The organism is Actinomadura geliboluensis (assembly GCF_005889745.1).
GTDB lineage: Bacteria > Actinomycetota > Actinomycetes > Streptosporangiales > Streptosporangiaceae > Spirillospora > Spirillospora geliboluensis.
In genome coordinates this window covers 1-20,738 of record NZ_VCKZ01000038.1, presented here as the reverse complement: position 1 = coordinate 20,738, position 20,738 = coordinate 1, and the positions used below count along the sequence as shown (strand labels likewise).

Genomic DNA, 20,738 nt, shown 5'->3' with positions numbered 1-20,738 from the left:
GGATAGAGCATTCCACGGTGGTCTATTCCGCGAAATCTCCGCCGCACACCTGATCAGTGGAGGAAGTCGAACTCCACGCCGGCGCCGGCGGCGCGGGCCGCGCGGTAGGCCGACCAGCTCAGCGCGAGGTCCTGCCAGGGCAGCCCGACCGGCGCGTACACGGTGACCTCGCCGCGCCTCACCCGGCCGGGCACCTCGCCGCGCAGCAGGTCGCGGAGCGTCCCGGCGGCGTGCTTGACGTCGAGGCCCGCACCGGCGAGCACGCCCATCTCGACCGCGAGCGGGACGTCGTCGACGACCACCCGGGCGCCCTCCAGCAGGTCGGCGCCCAGCTCGGCCTTGCCCGGCTCGTCCGCGCCGAGCGAGGTGAGGTGGGTGCCGCGCGCCACGTCGGCGGCGTGCAGGAGGGGGCGGCGCGCCCAGGTCGCCATGACGACGATCCCGGCGTCCCGGACGGCGTCGCGCGGGTCGGCGGCGACGCCCGCCGGCACGCCGAGCCGGGCGCCGTGCCGCTCGGCGAAGGCGGCGGCGCGGCCGGCGTCCAGGTCGCACACGGTGAGGCCGCTCACCTCCCGCAGCTCCGCCAGGCCGCGCATGACCAGCTCGGACTGCGCCCCCGCGCCGATGACCGCGACAGTGCCGGCGTCCGGGCGGGCCAGCGCGTGGGTGCCGAGCGCGGCGGCGAGGCCGGTGCGCCACGCGGTCACGGTGGCCGAGTCCAGCTGCGCCAGCAGCTCGCCCGTGCCGAGGTCGTGCAGGCAGACGACGCCGCGCAGCGCGGGGCGGCTGCCGGGGAACTTGGCGTTGACCTTCACCGTGTAGGCGGGGATGTCCTGGACCAGGCCCGGCAGCAGCGCCGTCGCGGTGCCCTGGCCCGGCAGCTTCGCGACCGTCCGGTGCGCGGGCGTCCCGTCCGAGGCGGCGGTGAAGCCGCGGCGCAGCGCGTCGAGGCACGCGGCGGGGTCGAGCAGCGCTTCGAGGTCCGAACGGGTCAAAAGGAGCGTCACCGGACCATCTTCCCGTTCCCGACCCGGCGTGGCTACCCGGTGGGCACGTTGTAGGCCATGAGGGCCGCGGTGCCGCCGGTCACCCGCAGCTCGGTCACCGCGCAGTTGCGGACCTGCGGGAACACCGTGCGGTACGCGGACGGCGCGATGCCGAGCAGCCCGCACAGCGTCAGCCGCAGCAGCGTGTTGTGGGTGACCACGAGGACCCGCTCGCCCGAGTGCCGGGCGGCGATGCGGCGCAGCACCGCCGTCCCGCGCTCGACGGCCTTGCGCGGGTCCTCGGCTCCCGGGAACGCCCCCCGCACCGGGTCGGCGCGGAAGGCCGCCACCTCCGCCGGCGCCAGCTCGGCCAGGGTGCGGCCCTCGGCGGCGCCGAAGTCCACCTCGGCCAGGTCGCCGTCTATCGCGAGCGTCCGCCCGAGGGCGGCCGCCGCCGGGGCCGCCGTCGCCCGCGCCCGGCGCAGCGGCGAGGCCCACACGACGTCCACGCCGGCTCCGGCCGCCCACCGGCCGAGCCGCTCGGCCTGCTCCCGGCCCGTGTCGGTGAGCCCGACGTCGCTGACGCCCGCGTACCGGTTCTCCGCGTGCCACTCGGTCTCGCCGTGCCGGACGACGTACAAGGTGGTGCTCACGCTCTTCTCCCCCATGCTCTGCCCCATGTCCGCTACCCGTGCTCCCGTGCGTGGGCGGCCGCCTCGGAGGGTAGCCAGCCGCGGCGCTCCAGTTCGTCGACGAGCCGCCGGAACGGGACGGCGAAGCGCTCGGCCACGCCGGGGCGCGGCTCGACGACCGTGCGGATCCGCACCATCGACTCGGCGACCTCGGCCGGCGAGCGCCCCGGCTCGGTGCCGTAGGCGGCGAGGACCGCCATGCCGAGCGCGGCGTCGGCGTGCTCGGGGATCCGGGCCGGGCGGCCGAGGACGTCCGCGCGGAGCCGGCTCCAGTAGTCGCTGCGCACCGCACCCCCGGTGAAGGTCACCGGCCCCTCCACGGCGGCGCCGAGCCCGCGCACGTAGGCCAGCGCCAGCCGCTCGACCAGCGCGACGCCCTGGAGGAGGGCCGCGTGCCGGTCGCCCTCGTCGCGGGGCGTGCCGAGCATGAAGCCCTCCGCCTGCGGCGCGAGGAACGGGAACCGCTCGCCGGGCGAGACCAGCGGGTAGGCGACCGCGCTCGACGGCTCGTGGCGGGCGGCCAGGGCGTCCAGCCGGGGCAGGTCCGCGACGCCCGCGAGGACGCCGCCGCCCACGCTGGACGCGCCGCCGGGCAGCCAGGCCCCGTCCGGCGCGCGGTGGCTGTACATGACCCCGGCCGGGTCGCGGACGGGCGCGTCCGACACGCCCTTGAGGACCAGGGTGGTGCCGAGCACCGAGTTCCACCGGCCGACCTGCAGCGCGCCCGAGCCGAGCTGCGCGGCGCACCCGTCGGTCATGCCCGCGACCACCGGCGTGCCCGCGGCCAGCCCGGTCTCCGCGGCGGCCCGCGCCCCGACCTCGCCGAGCACCGTCCCGGGCCGGACGACCTCGGGGAACAGGGCGGCGGGCAGCCCGAGCCGGTCGTGCAGGTCGCGCGGCCACCGCTCACCGAGGAGGTCGTAGCCGGTCTTGAGCGCGTGGCTGGAGTCGGTGGCGACCGGCGCCCCGACCAGCCGGGAGGTGACCAGGTCGGCCTGGTGGGCGAGGCGGGCGCCGGCGAGGCCGCCGGGCCGCGTGCCCGCCAGCCAGAGCACCTTCGCCAGCGCCCAGGACGGCTGGATGCGGTGCCCGAGCCGCTCCCACAGCTCGGCGCCCGCCTCCTGCGCGCGGCGGGCCTCGGCGGACGCCCGCGCGTCGTCGTACATGAGCCCGCCGGTCAGCGGACGCCCGTCCCGGTCGGTGAGGAGCATGGTGCCGGAGGTGGAGCACACCGCCACGCCCCGCACCGCCTCCGGGGGCCGGTCGCGCAGCGCCTCCCGGAGGGCGAGGGTGACGGCCGTCCACCAGTCGGCGGGCCGCTGCTCGTGCCGCGCGCCGTCGCGCCGCCCGGCGAGGGGGGCCGACCCGCGGCCCGCCACCCGGCCGTCGGCGGTGACGGCGAGCGCCCGCACCCCCTGGGTTCCGACGTCCACGCCGACCCACACCGGTCCGGACGCGCCAGTTCGCACAGCACTCCCCCTAGTTTTATCGTTCTGGGATGTTAACTTATAGCGCCAGAGCATCGTAACAACCCCTTGTTATCGCTCCAATGGGGCTACGGGGACACCGAGACGGGGTTGACGTGGCGGGTTCCGGTGCGACAAGCTCGATCGACCTGAGGTGATGGTTGTTAAGATCACGGACGTTGATATCGCCCGTGCGGGTGGCGGATCGCCGGTCCCCGGCGGGCGGCCGCGAGAGGATCGCAGCATGACGAAGGAGATCAGCGGCCGGCGCGGGCCGGACGCGCGCCGCCAGGCCATCGCCGACCATGTGCTGTCCGCGGGCTCGGTCACCGCCGGGGACCTGGCCGAGCGGTTCGGCGTGAGCCTCATGACGATCCACCGCGACCTCGACGACCTGGAGCGGCAGGGCATCGTCCGCAAGTACCGGGGCGGCGTCACCGCGCAGCCCTCCGGCGTGTTCGAGAGCAACGTCGCCTACCGCATGAAGTCGATGCGGCCCGCCAAGGACGCCATCGCCGCCAAGGCCGCCGAACTGGTGGAGCCCGGCATGGCGGTGATGCTCGACGACTCCACCACCACCCTGGCGCTGGCCCGCCGCCTGGGCGGCATCACCCCGCTGACGGTGGTCACCAACTTCCTGGAGACCACCAACCTGCTGGCCCGCGAGCGCGGCATCCGGCTGATGGCGCTCGGCGGGGAGTACGACTCGCTGCACGACTCCTTCCTCGGCGTCCCCTGCGTGGACGCCGTGACCTCGCTCCACGTCGACCTGTGCTTCGTGTCGACCTCCGCCGTCTCCGGCGGGTTCGCCTACCACCAGGAGCAGCACATCGTGTCGGTCAAGCGGGCCATGCTCGACGCCGCCGCGCGCAACGTGCTGCTGGTCGACCACTCCAAGCTCGGCCGCGTCGCGCTGCACCGGGTGGCGCCGCTGTCGGCGTTCGAGCGCGTCATCGTCGACGACGGCGCGAGCGGCGAGGTCCTGCGCGACCTGGACGAGCACAAGGTCGCCTACGAGGTGGCCGCCACCTGACCCCGGGCCCCGTGCCCGCACACCCGAGACCCCCGATGGGAGACGCCCCCCATGAGAGTGACGCGATGAGAGTCCTTGCCGCGGGAGACCGCTTCGTCCTGCCGGACCTGCTGGCCGGCGCGCTGGACGCCGAGCTCGGCGGGGCCGCCGAAGTCCGCCGGCTGGAACTGCCGTGGCCGGAGGTGCCGTTCGGCCCGGTGGCCGAGGTGGACGAGGCGTCCGGCGACGAGGACACCATGATCGGCGCGCTGGCCGGCATGGAGGCGTGCGTCACCCAGATGGCCCCCGTCACCGCCAAGGTCCTCGGCAACGCCCCCGGCCTGCGCCTCGTGGCCGTCGCGCGGGGCGGGCCCGTCAACGTCGACCTGGAGGCGGCGACCGCGCACGGCGTGCGGGTCTGCTACGCGCCGGGCCGCAACGCGACCGCGACCGCCGAGTACACCGTCGGGCTGATGCTCTCCGTGCTGCGCCGCATCCCCGAGACCCACGCCGCGCTGGCGGGACGCCGCGAGTGGGGCGGGCGCTACTACACCTACGAGGCGACCGGCCTGGAGCTGGAGGGGACGCCCGTCGGGCTGGTCGGCGGCGGCGCCGTCGGCGGCCGGGTGGCCCGCATCCTGGAGGGCTTCGGCGCCGACGTCCAGATCTACGACCCGTACCTGCCGGGCGGCGCCGACATGAGCGGCGTTCCCCGAGGGGGGCCGACACCCCACACCCCCCGGAGCGGCTTCGCCGCGAGTCTGGACGACCTGCTGCGCCGCTCCCGCGTCGTCTCCCTGCACGCGCGTCTCACGCCGGAGAACCGCGGCATGATCGGCGCCCGCGAGCTGGCGCTGATGCCGCCCGGCTCGGTGCTGGTGAACTGCGCCCGGGGCCCGCTGGTGGACGAGGACGCGCTGTGCGACGCGCTGGAGTCGGGCCACCTGATGGGCGCCGGCCTGGACACCTTCGCCGTCGAGCCCCCGCCCGCCGGCTCGCGCCTGTTCGGGCTGCCGGGCGTCGTGATGACCCCGCACCTGGGCGGCGCGTCCCGCGCGGTGGCCGAGCGGGCGGCCCGCATCGTCGCCGCCGAGGTCGGCCGCCTGCACCGGGGCGAACCGCTGGCGCACTGCCTCAACCCGGGCTGACCCGGCCCCGCCGCCGGGGAGCGGTCCCCGCTCCGAGCAGACGAGGAGGTCGACGATGTACGTCGGGATCGACGTCGGCACGTCCGTGGTGAAGGCCGCGGCGTTCGACGAGGACGGCCGCGCCCTGGCCGTCGAGTCGCGCCCGGCCCGCACGCTGCGCGGCGACGCCCGGGTCGAGCAGGACACCGAGGAGGTCGTCGCGGCCGCCCTGGAGGTGCTCGGCGCGCTCACCGCGCGCCGGCGGCCGCGGGCCGCCGGCGTGACCGGCCAGGGCGACGGCGTGTGGCTGGTCGACGGGCGGGCCCGGCCCGTCCGCCCCGCGATCTCCTGGATGGACGGCCGCGCCGCCGCGATCGTCACCGAGTGGACGGCGAGCGGCGTGGCGGCGGAGGTCTTCGCGCGCACCGGCAACGCGCTGTTCCCCGGCTGCCCGGCGCCGCTGCTCGCCTGGCTGGACCGGCACGAGCCCGCCGCGCTCGACGCCGCCGCGACCGCGGCCTACTGCAAGGACGTCGTGTTCCAGCGGCTCACCGGGGTGCGCGCCACCGACGCGAGCGACGCCTCGGTGCCGTTCCTCGATCCCCGCAGGCGCGACTACGATCCCGGAGCCCTCGCGGCCTGCGGGCTGTCGCACCGGGCGGGCCTGCTCGCGCCGGTCGCCGCGCCGCTGCCGCGGGGCGTCCCCCTCGACGGGGTCCCGCTGCCGGCCGGCACGCCGGTCACGTCCGGCCCCTTCGACGTGCCCGCCTGCGCCCTCGGGGCGGGGGTGACCGAGCCCGGCGACGGGCTGCTGATCATCGGGACGACGCTGGCCTGCCTGGCCGTCGTGGACGAGCCCGCGCTGGACGGGCCGCCGACCGGGTTCCACTTCGCCACCGGGCACCCGGACCGGTGGCTGCGCGGCATGCCCGCGATGGTCGGCACGGCGGCGCTGGAATGGGTGCTGGCGCGGGTGGGCGCGTCCCACCGCGACCTGGACGGGCTGCTGGCCGCCTCGCCGCCGGGGGCGCGCGGCGTGCGGGTGCTGCCGTTCTTCTCCCCCTCGGGGGAGCGCGCGCCGTTCGTCGAGCCGGCGGCGCGGGCGGAGATCACCGGCGTGAGCCTGGAGACCACCACCGCCGACCTGGTGCGGGCGACCTGCGAGGGCATCGCCTACGCGGCGCGGCACTGCCTGGACGCCGCCGGGCTGCGCGGCGCGCTGTCGGTGGCGGGCGGCGGCACCCGCAGCGCGCGCTGGCTGGAGCTGTTCGCCGACGTCCTCGGCCGCCCGCTGCGGGTCGCCGCCGAGGAGGCCGGGGCCCGGGGCGCGGTGCTCGCGGGCGGCCACGGGCTGGACGCGGCGGCGTGGACGCGCCCCGCGTCGGTGCGCGACCCGGACGCGGCGCGGGCCGCCTTCCACGACGCGGAGTACCGGGACTACCTGGCGCGCGTGGACACCGCTCGCGAGCGCTGGCGCGCCGGTTTATAACACTCGTTCACGTTGTTATCGCACCCTGATCTACCGCGCTCACGCGCGGGCGCACCTGCCTGAACATCCCCTGTCGCAGGCGGTGTGACCGTGGCAGATGCCGGAAACACCGGGATGCGCCAATGTGATCTACCTGACATCTTGACACCCAATCTCGGTATCTCTACGCTCCATCTCACATCGATAAGTGTTAAAACCGCATGACAACGAAACGAACGGAGGCGGAGGCATGAGCGGCGACCGCACCGCGGCACTGGCGCCCTACGGCCTTCGCTGCGCGCACCTGACCGAGCCGCTGGGCATCGACGAGCCCGCCCCGCTGCTGGCGTGGCGGCTCTCCTCCCCCCGGCGCGGCGACGCGCAGGCCCGGTACCGGGTGCGCGTCTGGGCCGTCCCCACCGGCGCCCCCGAGGCCGAGGCCGGGACGCAGGTCTGGGACACCGGCGAGGTCGCCGACCCGGACGCGGTGTCCGTCCGCTACGCGGGCGCGCCGCTGCGCCCCCGCACCCGCTACCGCTGGGAGGTCGCCGTCACCGCCGGGGACGGCGCGACCGCCGCCGCGGCCTCCTGGTTCGAGACCGGGCTGCTCGGCCCCGCGGCGTGGCGGGCGTCCTGGATCACCCACGACACCGGCGACCTCGACGTGGTGGACGCGCCCGAAGAGGGCGAGCTGGCCCTCGCCGACCACGGCCTGCAGCCCGCGATCCGGCTGCGGCGCGCGTTCCACGCCGACGCCGCGCCCGTCCGCGCGCGCCTGTACGTCACCGCCCGCGGCCTGTACGAGATGCGGCTGAACGGCCGCCGCGCCGGCGACGCCGAGCTCGCGCCCGGCTGGACCGACTACCGCGACCGCGTCGACTACCAGGTCCACGACGTGACCGCGCTCGTCGCCGCCGGCGAGAACGTGCTCGCCTGCACGCTCGCCGACGGCTGGTGGAGCGGCTTCGTCGGCTTCGACCCGCGCCGCCTCGGCGCCCACTATGGAGCGTTCCCGGAGCTGCTGGCGGAGCTGCACCTCGACCACGCCGACGGCCGCCACGAGGTCATCGCCACCGGCGGGGACTGGCTCACCCGCCGCTCCCCCGTCCGGTACGCCGACCTGCTGAAGGGCGAGTGCCACGACCTGCGCCGCGAGACCCCGGGCTGGGACCGGCCCGCGTTCGGCGGCGCCGGCGACTGGCGGCCCGCGCAGGTCACCGGCACCGACCACGGCCTGATCACCGCGTCGGTGGCGCCGCCGGTCCGCGCCGTGGAGGAACTGCCCGCCCGCACCGTCACCCGCACCGGCGGCGACCGGCACCTGGTGGACTTCGGCCAGAACTTCGCGGGCCGCGTCCGCCTGCGCGCCCGCGGCCTCACCCCCGGCAAGCGCGTGGTGGTCCGGCACGCCGAGGCCCTGGACGGCGACGGCGCCCTCTACACCGACAACCTGCGCACCGCCGACGCGACGGACGTGCTCATCGCGGGCGACGACGCCGAGGCGGTGTTCGAGCCGCGCTTCACCTACCACGGGTTCCGCTACGCGGAGGTCACGGGCCTCGCCGAACTGGACGCCGCCGACATCACCGGCGTCGTCCTGCACAACGACACCCCGTGGACGGGCGAGTTCGCCTGCTCCGACCCGGACGTCGAGCGCCTCTACCGGGCCATCCGCTGGGGGCAGCGCTCCAACTTCGTCAGCGTCCCCACCGACTGCCCGCAGCGCGACGAGCGGCTCGGCTGGCTCGCCGACGCGCAGGTGTTCCTGCCGACCGCCTGCCTCAACGCCGACGTCGCCGCCTTCTTCGACGGCTGGCTGCGGGAGGTCCGCGGCGCGCAGTCGCCCGGCGGCGCGTTCACGAACGTGGCGCCGCGCCTCGCCGGCGTCGCCGACGAGGGCGCGCCCGGCTGGGGCGACGCCGGGGTGATCGTCCCCTGGCACCTGTACCGCGTGTACGGGGACGAGCGCTTCCTGGAGAGCAACCTCGACGCCATGTGCGCCTGGGTCGACCACGTCCACCGGCACAACCCCGACCTGGTGTGGCGGTACCGCGTCGGGCCGCACTTCGCCGACTGGCTCGCCCCCGAGCCGACGCCGCGCGAGGTCGTCGCCACCGCCTACTTCGCCCGCAGCGCCGACCTCACCGCCCGCGCCGCCGAGGTCCTCGGCCGGCGCGACGCCGCGGAGCGGTACGGCGCGCTCGCGGCACGCGTCCGCGCGGCGTTCGCCGAGCACTTCGTCGCGCCGGACGGCCGGGTCTCCGGCGACACCCAGACCGGCTACCTGCTCGCCCTGGCGTTCGGGCTGCTGCCGGACGGCCTCGTCCGGCCCGCCGCCGACCGGCTCGCCGCACTGGTCGAGGCGGCGGGGCCCGGCACCACCACCGGCTTCCTCGGCGTGGGGCTGCTCGCCCCGGTGCTGGACGAGTGCGGGCGGCCCGACCTCGCGCACGCGCTGCTGCGCAGGACCGACCCGCCGTCCTGGCTGCACCCGCTGCGGCACGGCGCGACCACGATCTGGGAGCGCTGGGACGGCTACACCGAGGAGCGCGGCTTCCAGGCCGCGGCGATGAACTCCTTCAACCACTACGCGCTCGGCTCGATCGGCGAATGGCTCTACCAGGGCGTCGCCGGTCTGGGCCAGGCGGCCGGCTCAGCCGGCTACCGCGAGCTGCTGGTCCGCCCCCGGCCCGGCGGGCTGGACTGGGCGCGCGCCGCCTACGAGTCGGTGCGCGGCACCGTCCGGACCGCGTGGTCGCGGGCGGACGGCGAACTGCGGCTGGAGGTCGGCGTGCCGCCGGGGGCCACCGCGATCGTGCACGTGCCCGCCGGCGATCCCGGCGGCGTGCGCGAGAGCGGGGTCCCGGTGGCCGACGCCGCCGGGATCGACGTCCTCGGCGCCGAGCACGGAACGCTCCGCTGCCGGGTGTCCTCGGGGGACTACCGCTTCACCGCGCCGGATCCGGGGGCCGCGCTCACACCGGCGGCCCCGGCCGCGCACAGCCATCGCGGCGCAGGGCCGCGATTCGAGGAGGACTCATGACATCGTCTACGGGGCTCAGCCGCCGCGGCTTCCTGGGGCTGACCGGCGGCGTCGCCGCCATGGGAGCGCTGGCGGCCTGCGGCGGGACGTCCGGTTCGGGCGGCGGCGGCGGTTCGCTGCGGCTGGTCGGGGTCGCCGACCAGCAGAAGCCGCTCGACCTGCTGATCAAGGAGTACACCAAGAGCAAGTTCAACGCGTCCTACGCGCCCACCGACCAGGTGCAGACCTCGGTGCGCACGCAGCTCGGCGCGGGCAACGCCCCCGACGTGCACGTGGTGTACCCGGGCAACGGCTCGGCGATGAGCATGGCGCAGATCTCCCAGGCGGGCCTGCTGGCCGACCTGAGCGACCAGGCGTGGGCGAAGCGGATCCCGGCCGGGCTGAAGCCGGCGTTCCAGAACGGCGGCAAGACCTACATCTACTCCGCCGGGTCCAGCGTCATCGGCGCCGTCTACAACAAGAAGGTCTTCCAGGAGGCCGGGGTCGAGCCGCCCACCACGTGGTCGGGGTTCCTGGAGGTCTGCGAGAAGATCAAGAAGAAGGGCAAGGTACCGATCGCGCTGGGCGCGCAGACCCAGTGGGTCACCCAGCTGATCACCTACGCGCTCGTCCCGTCCACGGTCTACGCCAAGAACCCGAAGTTCGACGAGCAGATGCAGGCGGGGTCGGCGAGCTTCGCCGGCTCGGGCTGGGCGGACGCCTTCGAGATGTACCTGGAGCTGCAGAAGCGCGGGTACTTCAACGACAACCCGAACGGCACGACGTTCGAGCAGCAGACCGCGATGGTCGCCACCGGCAAGGCCGCGATGGCGATCCAGGTGTCGGCCGTGCTGCCCGACTTCCGCAAGTCCGCCGCCGACGCCGCCGACCTCGGCATGTTCCCGGTGCCCGGGGCCGACGACGCGGGCCAGGTGTGGATCCCGGCGGGCGTCGTCGTGGGCCTCGGGGTGAGCGCGCGCGGCAAGAACGTGGACGACGCGAAGGCGTTCATCGAGTTCCTCGGCGAGCAGCGGAACATGAACCGGTGGGCGGAGACCGTCGCCTGCGTGCCGCTCAGCCGCGACTCCACGTCCAAGATCGACCCGGTGCTGGAGCCGTTCCTGCCGTTCATCGACGGCAACAAGGCCGTGCCGTTCATGGACCAGGCGTGGCCGAACGCCGAGGTGCAGCCCGCCCACTTCGCGGTGGTCCAGGAGCTGCTGGGCGGCAAGACGTCGGTGAACGCGGCGCTGAAGAAGCTGGACGAGACCTACCGGAAGAACTGACCCGTGACCTCGACCACTCGCCCCGCCCCGGTGAAGTCCGCCGCGCCGCCGGGCGCGCCGGGCCGCCGCCGGCGGCGGGGCGCCCGCTTCCTGTCCCCGCCGTGGTGGTTCGCGGCGCCCGCCCTCGCCGTCTACGCGCTGGTGGTGCTGTACCCGAGCATCAGCGGCGTCGTGTACGCCTTCACCGACTGGAACGGCCTCGGCGAGCGCGGCTTCAACGGGCTGGACAACTTCACCCGGCTGTTCCGCGACGAGGCCGCGCGCGGCTCCCTGGTCAACACGCTGCTGCTGACCGTGGCGATCGTGTTCGTCCAGAACGGGATCGGGCTGCTGCTGGCGCTCGGCGTGCACGCCAAGATCAAGTCGCGGACCGTGCTGCGCGTGGTGTTCTTCGCGCCGGCCGTGGTCAGCCCGGTGATGGTCGCGTTCCTGTGGAAGTACATCTACAACCCGGCGCCCGGCGCGGGGCTCAACGGCGTCCTCGGCGCGGTCGGGCTCGGCGCGCTGCGGCAGGACTGGCTGGGCGACCCGTCGCTGGCGCTGTGGTCGGTCGCGGGCATGGTGATCTGGCAGTTCGCCGGGTACTCCATGGTGATCTTCCTGGCCGGGCTGGAGGGCGTGCCCGCCGAGCTGCACGAGGCCGCGATGATCGACGGCGCGGGCCGCTTCCAGCGGTTCCGGAACGTGACGTGGCCGATGCTGGCGCCCGCCGTCACGATCAACCTGATGCTGTCGACGATCGGCGGCCTCAAGCTGTTCGACCAGGTCTACGCCGCCACGAGCGGAGGGCCGGGGCACGCCAGCGAGACGCTGTCGACCGTCCTGTACAAGCAGGCGTTCGTCTTCGGCAACTACGGCTACAGCACCTCGATCGCGCTGGTGCTGGCGCTGTTCGTCGCGGCGGTGTCGATGGTGCAGATCCACTACCTGAGGGGCCGGGAGGTGAGCGCGTGAACGTGCGGTACGGGCTGCGGACGTTCGGGCTGGAACTGGTGATGATCGCGGTCGCCGTCGCCTTCCTGTTCCCCGTGTACGCCCTCGTCACGCTGTCGCTCAAGGACCAGCGGGCGGTCGCCGAGTCGCCGCTGGCCCTGCCGTCGGACCCGGCGCTGGACAACTACTCCGCGGCCTGGACGCGCGCGGAGCTCGGCCCGGCGCTGTTCAACAGCACGGTGATCACGGTGGTGAGCCTGCTGGCGCTGATCGCGATCGGCTCGTTCGCCGCGTACTTCCTGTCGCGGCAGGCGTCCCGGCTGGGCTACGGCCTGTACGTGCTGTTCCTGCTCGGCATCGTGCTGCCGTTCCAGCTCGGCATGATCCCGCTGTTCAAGCTGGTGGACGGGGCCGGGCTGCTCGGCTCCTACCCGGCGATGATCATCTTCTACACCGGGATCCAGCTGCCCTTCACGATCTTCCTCTACACGGGGTTCATCCGGGCGCTGCCGGCCGACTACGCGCACGCCGCGCTGATCGACGGCGCGGGCCACGTCAAGGCGTTCACCCGGGTGGTGTTCCCGCTGCTGCGGCCGATCACCGGCACCGTGCTGATCCTCAACGCGGTGTTCATCTGGAACGACTTCTTCACGCCGCTGCTGTACCTCGGCGGCTCGACCCGCGAGACGGTCCCGGTGAAGATCTTCTCCTTCGTCGGCCAGTACGTCTCGGACAACGGGCTCGTGTTCGCCGGGCTGGTGCTGGCCTCGCTGCCGATCCTGGCGGTGTTCCTGGTGCTGCAGCGCTACGTCATCAAGGGCTTCGCGAGCGGGCTGAAGGGATGAGCCCGGTGATTCCGGAGCGGCTCCGGGCGGTGCTGGACGCGCCGCCCCGCGCGTACTCCCCCGCGCCCATCTGGTGGTGGAGCGGCGAGCGGCTCGACCGGCGGCGGCTGCGCGACCAGCTGGAGCGCTTCGCCGCGGGCGGCGTGCACAACCTGGTGATCCTCAACCTGGCGCCGTCCGGCCCGATGTTCGGCTCCGACGCCGACGACCCGGCGTTCTTCACCGACGCCTGGTGGGAGCTGCTCGACGGGGTGTGCGAGGACGCCGCCCGGCTCGGGACGTCGCTGTGGTTCTACGACCAGCTCGGCTTCTCCGGCGCCGACCTCCAGGCGCGGCTGGTGCGCGACGTCCCCGGGTTCGCCGGGCAGTGGCTGGAGCCGGACGGGAGCACGTCGGCGCGCGGCTTCGACTACCTGTCGGCGGCGGCGTGCGCGGAGCTGCTCGACCGCGTCCACGGCGAGTTCGAGCGGCGGCTCGGACACCGCTTCGGCAGCGTGATCGCCGGGTCCTTCCAGGACGAGCTGCCCGCGCTGCCGACCTGGACGGAGGGGTTCGCGGCGGAGTTCGCCGCCCGCCGCGGCTACGACCCGACCCCGCACCTGCCGGCCCTGTGGAAGGACGGCGGCGGCGCGGAGGCGGGCGAGGTGCGCCGCGACTACCACCTCACCCGCGCGGAACTGGCCGAGGAGGCGTTCTTCCGGCCGCTGGCCGAATGGCACGAGCGGCACGGGCTGCTGCACGGCTGCGACCAGCAGGACCCGGCCCGCGCCGGGCACCCGGTGGACGGCGTGCGCCTGTACGCCGACTACGCCCGCACCCACCGCTGGTTCGGCGCGCCCGGCTCCGACCACCACGGCGACGCCCGGATCCACGCGTCCCTGGCCCACCTGTACGGCCGGGACCGGGTGTGGATCGAGGCGTTCCACTCCAGCGGGTGGGGCGGGACGCTGGAGGAGACCTTCGACTGGCTGCTGCCGTGGCTGCGCGCCGGCGCGACCCTCTACAACCCGCACGCGGTCTACTACTCGACCAAGGCGGGCTGGTGGGAGTGGGCGCCGCCCTCGACCGACTGGCGGCAGCCCTACTGGCCGCACCACCGGGTCTTCGCCGACGCGGTCGCGCGGCTGTGCGCGGCCCTGTCGCTCGGCCGCCATGTCTGCGACACGGCCGTGCTGTTCCCGACCGCGACGGCCCAGGCGGGCACGCGGCTCGACGGCGTGGACGCCTCCGCCGCCCTCGCCCAGGACACGTACCGGGCGCTGACCGGCGACATGGCGTGGTTCCAGATGGTGCCCGGCGCCCTCGACCGGCTCCGCGTGGACGCCGACGTCATCGACGACGACTCCGTCCAGCGCGCCGCGGTCGCGGACGGCCGGCTGAACGTCGCGGACGAGTCCTACGGGACGGTCCTGCTCCCCGCCTGCACGGTCCTCGAAGGGGAGACGGCCCGGCGGCTGGTCGCGCTGGTCGAAGCGGGCGGCCGGGTGGTGGCCGTCGGCCCGCCGCCCCGGCACGGCGTCGGCGACCCGGGCGCCGGCGAGGCCGTCGCCCGGCTGGCCGGACTCCTGGAGACGGTGCCGGACGCCGCCGCGCTCGGCCCGGTGCTGGAGTCGGCGCGGCGGGTCGAGGCGCCGGTCCCGGCCCTGGTCCGCGAGGTGGACGGCGCGACGGTGGTGTTCGTGACGGCGGCCGAGTCGATGGCGTCGCGCGTGTCGGTGGGCCGCCCCGACGAGCGCGGCATCGACCTCGGCTGGCTGGACGTGACCTACGACTTCGACCCCGGCCGCTACCACCGCGACATGCCGGTCCGGGTCCGCGGCGTAACGGGCCCGGCGTACCTGGTGAGCCCGTTCGGCGGCCCGCCCCGGGAACTGCCCGCGACCACGGCGGGCCCGGACACGGAGGTCGTCGTGCCGTTCGACGACGGCCCCGCCGCGCTGCTGGTGTTCCCCGGCACGGGCTCCGGCATGGACACGGACCGTCCGGAGGAGGCGGCGGCGCCCGTCCCGCGCCGCCCCGCGACCGAACTCGACCTGGGCTCGACCTGGGACATGGAACTGGTGCCGACGCTCGACAACACCTGGGGCGACTTCGCCCGCCCCGCCGGTGAGATGGCGCCGGTGGAGCGCTGGCAGTTCTGGCACCGAGCGGAGGACGACCCCGAGTGGACCCCGGCCTACGCGACGTTCGGCCCGCACGGGCGCTGGTCCGCCGGGGGCGAGTGGCAGCCGGTCGTCTACTCCGACACCCGCGGCATCCGCAAGGACCCCGTCCACCGGCAGGTGCTCGGCCCGAAGGGGCACGTGCCCGAGGAGTTCCTCGACTTCGGCGACGTCGAGGCCGGTCAGGCGGTGGTGCTGCGCACCCGCGTGACCGTGCCCGCTCCCGGCGGCTTCCCCGTGCTCGGCTTCGCCGCCGCCAAGACTCTCCTCGTGGACGAAACCGAGGTTGCGCTCGACGACCGCGGCTACCTCGCGGTGGCCGGGGAGCCGCTCTCACCGGGCGAGCACCTGCTGGAGATCCGCCTGGTCCCCGACGAGGACGTGCGGCTGCGCGGGCACGTGTCCGTCGCGACCGACCCGGCGCGCTGCGTCCGGCCCGAGTGGATCACCGCGGGCGGGGCCCCGCGCCCCGGCGCGCGGGTCGCCTTCACCGCCGGGCTGCCGGACGGTACCGGCCCGTCCGTCCTGCAGGTGGCGTCCGCGTCCCCGTGCCGCGTGCTGCTCGACGGGGCGGAGATCGGCCGGCAGGGCGGCTTCGACCCCTACGCCGAGCAGGCGGCGCCCCGCGTCGGCCGCTACGACCTGCCGGACGCGCCCGGCGCCCGCCTCACCCTCGTCCTCACCGAGGGCGCGAGCGCGGCGGCGGTGCTGGTGGACGGCCCGGTCGTGTCCGGCGCGGGCTGGACCGCGTCCCGCGACGACGCCGCGGCGGCCGTCGTGCCCCGGCGGGCGCAGACCGGCGACCCCGCCGCCCTCCACCTGCGGCGCCGCCCGCACCCGCTGCCCGGCGCGCACTGGCTGGAGGACGCCCCGGGCGACGGCGCCGTCCTGCCCGCGGCCTTCGCCGACCCCGGCGCCCCGCCCGGGGCCGAGCGGCTGCGCTTCGCGGTGCCGCCGGGTGCGACGCGGATGCGCTTCACCGCGCGGGCCGAGGTCACCGCCGTCCTCCTCGACGGCGTCCCGCTCCCCGCCGCGCACGACGGCGCCGGGCGCTTCGACCTCGAACTCCCCGGCGGCGCGCGGCCGGCCGCGACCGCCGAACTGCGGCTGCGGACCCGTCCGGAGCACCGCGGGGGCGCGGCGCTCGCGGGGCCGGTCGCGTTCACCGCCGGCGCGGGCACGATCGAGCTCGGCGACTGGGAGGACGCGGGGCTCGCCGGATACAGCGGCGGCGTCCGCTACCGGCGCGTCCTGGACCTGCCGGCGGCTCCCGGCGCGGCCGAACTCGACCTCGGCCGCGTCCGCGGCACCGCCGAGGTGGCGGTGAACGGGCGCGCGGCGGGCGTGCGGATCTGCTCCCCGTACGCCTTCGACCTCGGCCCCGCCCTGCGCGCCGGCCGCAACGAGATCGAGGTCACCGTCTACGGCACCCTCGCGCCCCACCTCGACGACACGAGTCCCACCCACTTCGTCTTCGCGGGCCAGCGGACCTCCGGCCTGCTCGGCCCGGTCGTCCTCAGAACCTTCCCGGAGCGGCCCGCCCGCTAGGGGCGCCACTGGCGCTGCGCCGCCAGGGCGTCCCAGTCGTTGAGCCAGTCGCGGCCCTGCTCGTCGACGAACGAGCCGGGCGGCGGGGTGATGCCGTGCTCGCGCAGCCAGGCGCCGGGGCGCCGCATCGCGGGACGCATCCGGCCGTCGCTCGGCATCAGCTGCGGCTGGATCGGCGCCGGCATCGGCGGGGTGCGCGGCTCGGCGGCGGTGTCGGCGGCGTCCCGCTCCTCGGCCATCCCGATGGGGCCCTCGCGGCGCGCGTTGAAGAACTGGTGCACCGCCGGGTGCGTGCTCGACAGCACCATCTCGCGCGGCCCGAACATGACCAGGCCGCGGCGGAACAGCAGGCCGAGGTTGTCCGGCAGGACGCGGGCGGTGCCGATGTCGTGGGTGACGATGAGGAAGGTGGCGCCGAGCTCGGTGTTGAGGTCGACGAACAGCTGGTTGAGGTAGGCGGTGCGGACGGGGTCGAGGCCGGAGTCCGGCTCGTCGGCCAGGATGATCTGCGGGTCCAGGACGAGGGCGCGGGCGAGCCCGGCCCGCTTCTTCATCCCGCCGGAGATCTCGCCGGGCAGCTTGTCCTCCGACCCGCTGAGGCCCACCATGTCCATCTTCTCCAGCACGATGCGCCGGATCTCCGACTCGCCCTTCTTCGTGTGCTCGCGCAGCGGGAAGGCGATGTTGTCGTAGATGTTCATGGAGCCGAACAGGGCGCCGTCCTGGAACAGCACGCCGAACTGGCGGCGCATCTCGTAGAGCTCGTGCTCGCGCAGCCGGGGGACGTCGCCGCCGCCGACGTAGACGTGGCCGCGGTCGGGGCGCAGCAGCCCGACGAGGTTCTTCAGGAACACCGACTTGCCGGTGCCGGACGGCCCGAGCAGGGCGGAGATCTCGCCCGCCGGGATCGTGAGCGACACGTCCTCCCAGATGACCTGCCGCCCGAACGACTTCCGCAGCCCTTCCACCCGGATCTCGACACCCATGGGGCACTCCCGTGCCGGGGAACCGGGGGGCGGGGGGATCCGCGTCGTCGGCCCGATCCCCCGTCCTCCCGACTGTACGTGCGGAACGCCGCGCCGGGGAGGCCCAGTGGCCGCCCGGCCCATCCCGAAACATAATCGCGTTCGGTTTCGCGGGGTGCGGGCGGACGCGGCCCGACTGACCACGCGCACGCCCCCAGGGTGACAACGCGCGCGGTCGTAATTAGGCACCTTCTGCGTCTTTCGTCCGCCTTGCCGGTCTTACACCATGTCCAAGACCTCCGGCGCACCACAAGGGTGCGCCAATCCCCCCGCTGGAGGCACAAGTGAACAACCGTCACAGGCGCGTCGCCGCCGCCGCCGTCACCACGGCCGCGGCCGGTCTCGTGGCCGCCACCCTCGCGGCCGCTCCCGCCGCGTCCGCCAGCCCCGCCGCGCCCGCAGCTCCCGCGGCGCCCGGCACGCTGGCCACCTCGCTCGCGCACCAGCTCGGCTCCCAGTCCGCCGGCTCCTACCTCAAGGGCGGACAGCTGGTCGTCACGGTCACCGGCGCGCAGGCCGCGCAGGCGGTCCGCGCCGCGGGCGCGGTGCCGCAGACCGTGTCGCGCAGCGGCGCCGACCTCGACAAGGTCATGGCGGCGCTGAAGCGCGAGGCGACCGTCCCGGGCACCGCCTGGGCCGTCGACCCGGCGTCCAACCAGGTCGTGCTCAGCATGGACAGCACGGTCACGGGCGCCAAGCTCACCAAGGTGAAGGCCGCCGCCGCCAAGCAGGGCGCGGCCGTCCGCACCGAGCGGGTCGCCGGGAAGTTCCAGAAGTTCACCCGCGGCGGCGAGGCCATCTACACCGGCGGCGCGCGCTGCTCGCTGGGCTTCAACGTCCGGTCCGGCAGCACGTACTACTTCGTCACCGCCGGGCACTGCACCAACATCGGCACGACCTGGACCGACAGCTCGGGCCGGACGCTGGGCCGCACCGTGGCCAGCAGCTTCCCCGGCAACGACTACGGGGTCGTGCAGTACAGCTCGACGCCCACCGACACGCAGGGCAGCGTCAGCCTGTACGGGTCCGGCACTCGCGACATCACGAGCGCCGGGAACGCCGCGGTCGGGCAGACCGTGTACCGCAGCGGCAGCACCACCGGCCTGCACAACGGCCGGGTCACCGCGCTCAACCAGACGGTGAACTACCAGGAGGGCAGCGTCAGCGGCCTCATCCGGACCACCGTGTGCGCCGAGCCCGGCGACAGCGGCGGCTCCCTGTTCGCCGGGTCCACCGCGCTCGGCCTGACCTCCGGCGGCAGCGGCAACTGCTCCTCCGGCGGGACGACCTTCTTCCAGCCGGTCACCGAGCCGCTCAGCCGCTACGGCCTGAGCGTCTACTGATGCCGCCGCTCCCCGAGCGGACGGCACCGTGAAAGGGCGGGCCGTCCCCACCCGGACTCCGTGGGGGCGGCCCGTCCGCCGTGCCGGGGGTCAGCCGGCGGGCACCTCCAGGGTGCGCAGCACCTCGGCGATGACCTCCGACTGCTGATCGGCGAGGTAGAAGTGGCCGCCGGGCAGCACCTTCAGCGCGAACCGCCCGTCGGTGGCCCGCGCCCAGCCCCGCGCCTGCTCCGGCGACACGTGCGCGTCGGCGTCCCCGACGATCGCGGTGATCGGGACCGTGAGCCGCGTCCCCGCCCGGTGCGCGTAGTCCTCGATCAGCGCGAAGTCGTTGCGCACGTACGGCAGGACGAGCTCGCGCAGCTCCGGCTCCTGCAACGCCTCCGCGTCGGTGCCGCCCAGCTCGACCATCTCGGCGACCACGCCGTCGTCGTCGAGGTCGGAGACGCGGCGGTCGCCGCCGCGGTCGTCCGGCGGCCGCGTCCCGGACGCGAACAGGTGCACCGGGGCGCTGCCGCGCTCCTGCAGCAGCCGCGCCACCTCGTAGGCCAGGACGGCGCCCATGCTGTGCCCGAACAGCGCGGCGGGACGGTCCATCAGCGGCGCCATCGCGCCGGCGATCAGCCGGGCGAGCTGGTGCGCGTCGGTGACGAGCGCGTCCCCCATCCGGTCGGCGCGGCCCGGGTACTGGACGGCGTGCACCTCCACGGCCGGGCTGATCTCCTTGGCCCACGGCCGGTAGAACACCGCCGACCCGCCCGCGTGCGGCAGGCAGAACAGCCGCATCGACGCCCACGGCCGCGTCTCGGCGCAGCGGAACCAGGTCACGTGATCAACTCCTCCTCCTCGTGCCGCCGGGAGGCCGTCCGGGGGTCGTGGGGCAGCGGCCACGGCGCGACCCGCGGATCCGGCACGAGCTTGGGCGCGGTCGTCTCCGCCGCCACCTTAAAGCCCCGGCGCCGGTAGTTCGCGATCGCGTTCGGGTGGTCGAGGCTGCTGGTGCGCAGCCACACCCGGGACGCGGGGCCCGCGTCCGGCGCCCACAGCTCGCCGCGCTGCCAGGCGCGGCGGGTGCACTGCTCCACGAGGTAGCCGCCGTAGCCGCGGCCGACGAACGCGGGCGTGAGGCCGAGCAGGTGGATCTCGGTGTCGCCGTCCGGCTGCGCCTCGATCTCGAAGAAGCCCGCGACGGTGCCCTCGGCCATCGCGATCCAGGTGGACAGCTCGGGGCGCTCGACCCAGGACAGCCACCGCTCGTAGGACCACGGGAAGCGGTCCGTCCAGCACACGCGGGCGCCGACCGCCGCGTACAGGGCGCGGTTGACGTCGGCGGACGGCAGCGCGGCGAGGGTGAACGTCATCTCGACGCCGGGCAGCGGCGCGGGGCGCAGGTCGGCCGCGTCCCGCATCTCCATCGTCCACTCGGTGACCGCGGCGATCTCCAGCGCGGCGCCTCCCGGGGGCGGTCCCCAGCCCCCCTCACTCACCCATGGCCTCGATCAGGCTCTTCGGCCGCATGTCCGTCCAGTTCTCGGTGATGTGGTCGAGGCACGCCTGCCGGGTGTCCGCGTCCTTGGCCACGGTCCAGCCGGCGGGGACGTCGGCGAAGGACGGCCACAGCGAGTGCTGGCCCTCGCCGTTGACGAGCACGAGGTAGGTGCCGTCCGGGTCCTCGAAGGGGTTCGACATGGGGGTTCCTTAGGGTTGTTGGTGTTGGAACTGAGGTTCCGGCGCCCAGAGGAGCCGGGTGTGGCTGATGGGGTGTCTGCCGTGAGGTGGCCCGAAAGGACTGGCCGCCCGGCTCCTCCGGGTTCTCCGGCCGC

Annotated in this window: 16 protein-coding genes; 9 read left to right on the top strand and 7 right to left on the bottom strand. The window is 75.0% G+C overall.

What is annotated here, in order from left to right; all coding sequences use genetic code 11:
• Nucleotides 1-53: 53 nt before the first annotated feature.
• Genes ETD96_RS08305 through ETD96_RS08295 form a run of 3 tightly spaced genes read right to left on the bottom strand, consistent with a single transcriptional unit; the run spans nucleotide 54 to nucleotide 3,111 of the window.
• Nucleotides 54-1,007: an ornithine cyclodeaminase family protein gene (locus ETD96_RS08305; RefSeq protein ID WP_138635704.1), complete on the bottom strand. Its 954-nt coding sequence runs from the start codon at nucleotides 1,005-1,007 to the stop codon at nucleotides 54-56.
• A 32-nt stretch (nucleotides 1,008-1,039) separates the two neighbouring features.
• On the bottom strand, nucleotides 1,040-1,639 hold the full coding sequence (locus ETD96_RS08300; RefSeq protein ID WP_138635703.1) for a histidine phosphatase family protein: 600 nt from the start codon (nucleotides 1,637-1,639) through the stop codon (nucleotides 1,040-1,042).
• Nucleotides 1,640-1,671: 32 nt separating this feature from the next.
• Nucleotides 1,672-3,111, bottom strand: coding sequence for an FGGY-family carbohydrate kinase (locus ETD96_RS08295; protein ID WP_240807381.1), 1,440 nt, complete (start codon nucleotides 3,109-3,111; stop codon nucleotides 1,672-1,674).
• Between the two features lie 277 nt (nucleotides 3,112-3,388).
• On the opposite strand from ETD96_RS08295, the gene ETD96_RS08290 reads away from it, so the two are divergent.
• The 8 genes from ETD96_RS08290 to ETD96_RS08255 all read left to right on the top strand — a co-directional run bounded on the left by ETD96_RS08290 (nucleotide 3,389) and on the right by ETD96_RS08255 (nucleotide 16,547).
• Complete coding sequence (locus ETD96_RS08290; RefSeq protein ID WP_138635701.1) at nucleotides 3,389-4,177, top strand: DeoR/GlpR family DNA-binding transcription regulator; 789 nt, start codon at nucleotides 3,389-3,391, stop codon at nucleotides 4,175-4,177.
• Nucleotides 4,178-4,242: 65 nt separating this feature from the next.
• Nucleotides 4,243-5,304, top strand: a complete 1,062-nt coding sequence (locus ETD96_RS08285) for an NAD(P)-dependent oxidoreductase (protein ID WP_138635700.1) — start codon at nucleotides 4,243-4,245, stop codon at nucleotides 5,302-5,304.
• 55 nt (nucleotides 5,305-5,359) lie between these two features.
• Nucleotides 5,360-6,772 carry an FGGY-family carbohydrate kinase gene (locus ETD96_RS08280; RefSeq protein WP_138635699.1) on the top strand — a complete coding sequence of 471 codons (1,413 nt, stop codon included), beginning with the start codon at nucleotides 5,360-5,362 and terminating at the stop codon, nucleotides 6,770-6,772.
• Between the two features lie 229 nt (nucleotides 6,773-7,001).
• Nucleotides 7,002-9,794: an alpha-L-rhamnosidase gene (locus ETD96_RS08275; protein WP_138635698.1), complete on the top strand. Its 2,793-nt coding sequence runs from the start codon at nucleotides 7,002-7,004 to the stop codon at nucleotides 9,792-9,794.
• Entirely contained in the window at nucleotides 9,791-11,059 is a 1,269-nt protein-coding gene (locus ETD96_RS08270; RefSeq protein ID WP_138635697.1) for an ABC transporter substrate-binding protein, read from the top strand. Before ETD96_RS08275 ends, ETD96_RS08270 begins: the two co-directional genes overlap by 4 nt.
• A 3-nt stretch (nucleotides 11,060-11,062) precedes the next feature.
• Nucleotides 11,063-12,013 carry a carbohydrate ABC transporter permease gene (locus tag ETD96_RS08265; protein ID WP_240807379.1) on the top strand — a complete coding sequence of 317 codons (951 nt, stop codon included), beginning with the start codon at nucleotides 11,063-11,065 and terminating at the stop codon, nucleotides 12,011-12,013.
• Nucleotides 12,010-12,837 carry a carbohydrate ABC transporter permease gene (locus tag ETD96_RS08260; RefSeq protein ID WP_240807377.1) on the top strand — a complete coding sequence of 276 codons (828 nt, stop codon included), beginning with the start codon at nucleotides 12,010-12,012 and terminating at the stop codon, nucleotides 12,835-12,837. The genes ETD96_RS08265 and ETD96_RS08260 overlap by 4 nt, the downstream gene beginning before the upstream one ends.
• Nucleotides 12,834-16,547, top strand: a complete 3,714-nt coding sequence (locus tag ETD96_RS08255; protein ID WP_138635696.1) for a glycosyl hydrolase — start codon at nucleotides 12,834-12,836, stop codon at nucleotides 16,545-16,547. Before ETD96_RS08260 ends, ETD96_RS08255 begins: the two co-directional genes overlap by 4 nt.
• Here ETD96_RS08255 and ETD96_RS08250 read toward each other — a convergent pair.
• The gene (locus ETD96_RS08250; protein ID WP_138635695.1) at nucleotides 16,544-17,533 is read right to left on the bottom strand and encodes an ABC transporter ATP-binding protein; all 990 of its coding nucleotides are present in this window, start codon (nucleotides 17,531-17,533) and stop codon (nucleotides 16,544-16,546) included. The two genes, ETD96_RS08255 and ETD96_RS08250, sit on opposite strands and share 4 nt — an antisense overlap.
• Before the next feature lie 323 nt (nucleotides 17,534-17,856).
• Between ETD96_RS08250 and ETD96_RS08245 the strand changes: the two genes are divergently transcribed.
• Complete coding sequence (locus tag ETD96_RS08245) at nucleotides 17,857-18,915, top strand: S1 family peptidase (RefSeq protein ID WP_171068920.1); 1,059 nt, start codon at nucleotides 17,857-17,859, stop codon at nucleotides 18,913-18,915.
• A gap of 90 nt (nucleotides 18,916-19,005) precedes the next feature.
• Here ETD96_RS08245 and ETD96_RS08240 read toward each other — a convergent pair whose 3' ends face one another.
• The 3 genes from ETD96_RS08240 to ETD96_RS08230 are packed head-to-tail and all read right to left on the bottom strand — an operon-like array spanning nucleotide 19,006 to nucleotide 20,604.
• A complete protein-coding gene (locus ETD96_RS08240; RefSeq protein ID WP_138635694.1) occupies nucleotides 19,006-19,743 on the bottom strand; it encodes a thioesterase II family protein in 738 nt (245 codons plus the stop codon).
• Nucleotides 19,740-20,402 (bottom strand): GNAT family N-acetyltransferase, encoded by a 663-nt coding sequence (locus tag ETD96_RS08235; RefSeq protein ID WP_240807375.1) that lies wholly within the window; start codon nucleotides 20,400-20,402, stop codon nucleotides 19,740-19,742. Before ETD96_RS08235 ends, ETD96_RS08240 begins: the two co-directional genes overlap by 4 nt.
• Entirely contained in the window at nucleotides 20,395-20,604 is a 210-nt protein-coding gene (locus ETD96_RS08230) for an MbtH family protein (protein WP_138635693.1), read from the bottom strand. Before ETD96_RS08230 ends, ETD96_RS08235 begins: the two co-directional genes overlap by 8 nt.
• Between the last annotated feature and the right edge of the window lie 134 nt (nucleotides 20,605-20,738).

Bases quoted from the DNA above. Each gene is read 5' to 3' on its own strand.
- ETD96_RS08290 (WP_138635701.1), top strand. From the start codon at position 3,389: ATGACGAAGGAGATCAGCGGCCGGCGCGGGCCGGACGCGCGCCGCCAG.
- ETD96_RS08285 (WP_138635700.1), top strand. From the start codon at position 4,243: ATGAGAGTCCTTGCCGCGGGAGACCGCTTCGTCCTGCCGGACCTGCTG.
- ETD96_RS08280 (WP_138635699.1), top strand. From the start codon at position 5,360: ATGTACGTCGGGATCGACGTCGGCACGTCCGTGGTGAAGGCCGCGGCG.
- ETD96_RS08275 (WP_138635698.1), top strand. From the start codon at position 7,002: ATGAGCGGCGACCGCACCGCGGCACTGGCGCCCTACGGCCTTCGCTGC.
- ETD96_RS08270 (WP_138635697.1), top strand. From the start codon at position 9,791: ATGACATCGTCTACGGGGCTCAGCCGCCGCGGCTTCCTGGGGCTGACC.
- ETD96_RS08255 (WP_138635696.1), top strand. From the start codon at position 12,834: ATGAGCCCGGTGATTCCGGAGCGGCTCCGGGCGGTGCTGGACGCGCCG.
- ETD96_RS08250 (WP_138635695.1), bottom strand. From the start codon at position 17,533: ATGGGTGTCGAGATCCGGGTGGAAGGGCTGCGGAAGTCGTTCGGGCGG.
- ETD96_RS08230 (WP_138635693.1), bottom strand. From the start codon at position 20,604: ATGTCGAACCCCTTCGAGGACCCGGACGGCACCTACCTCGTGCTCGTC.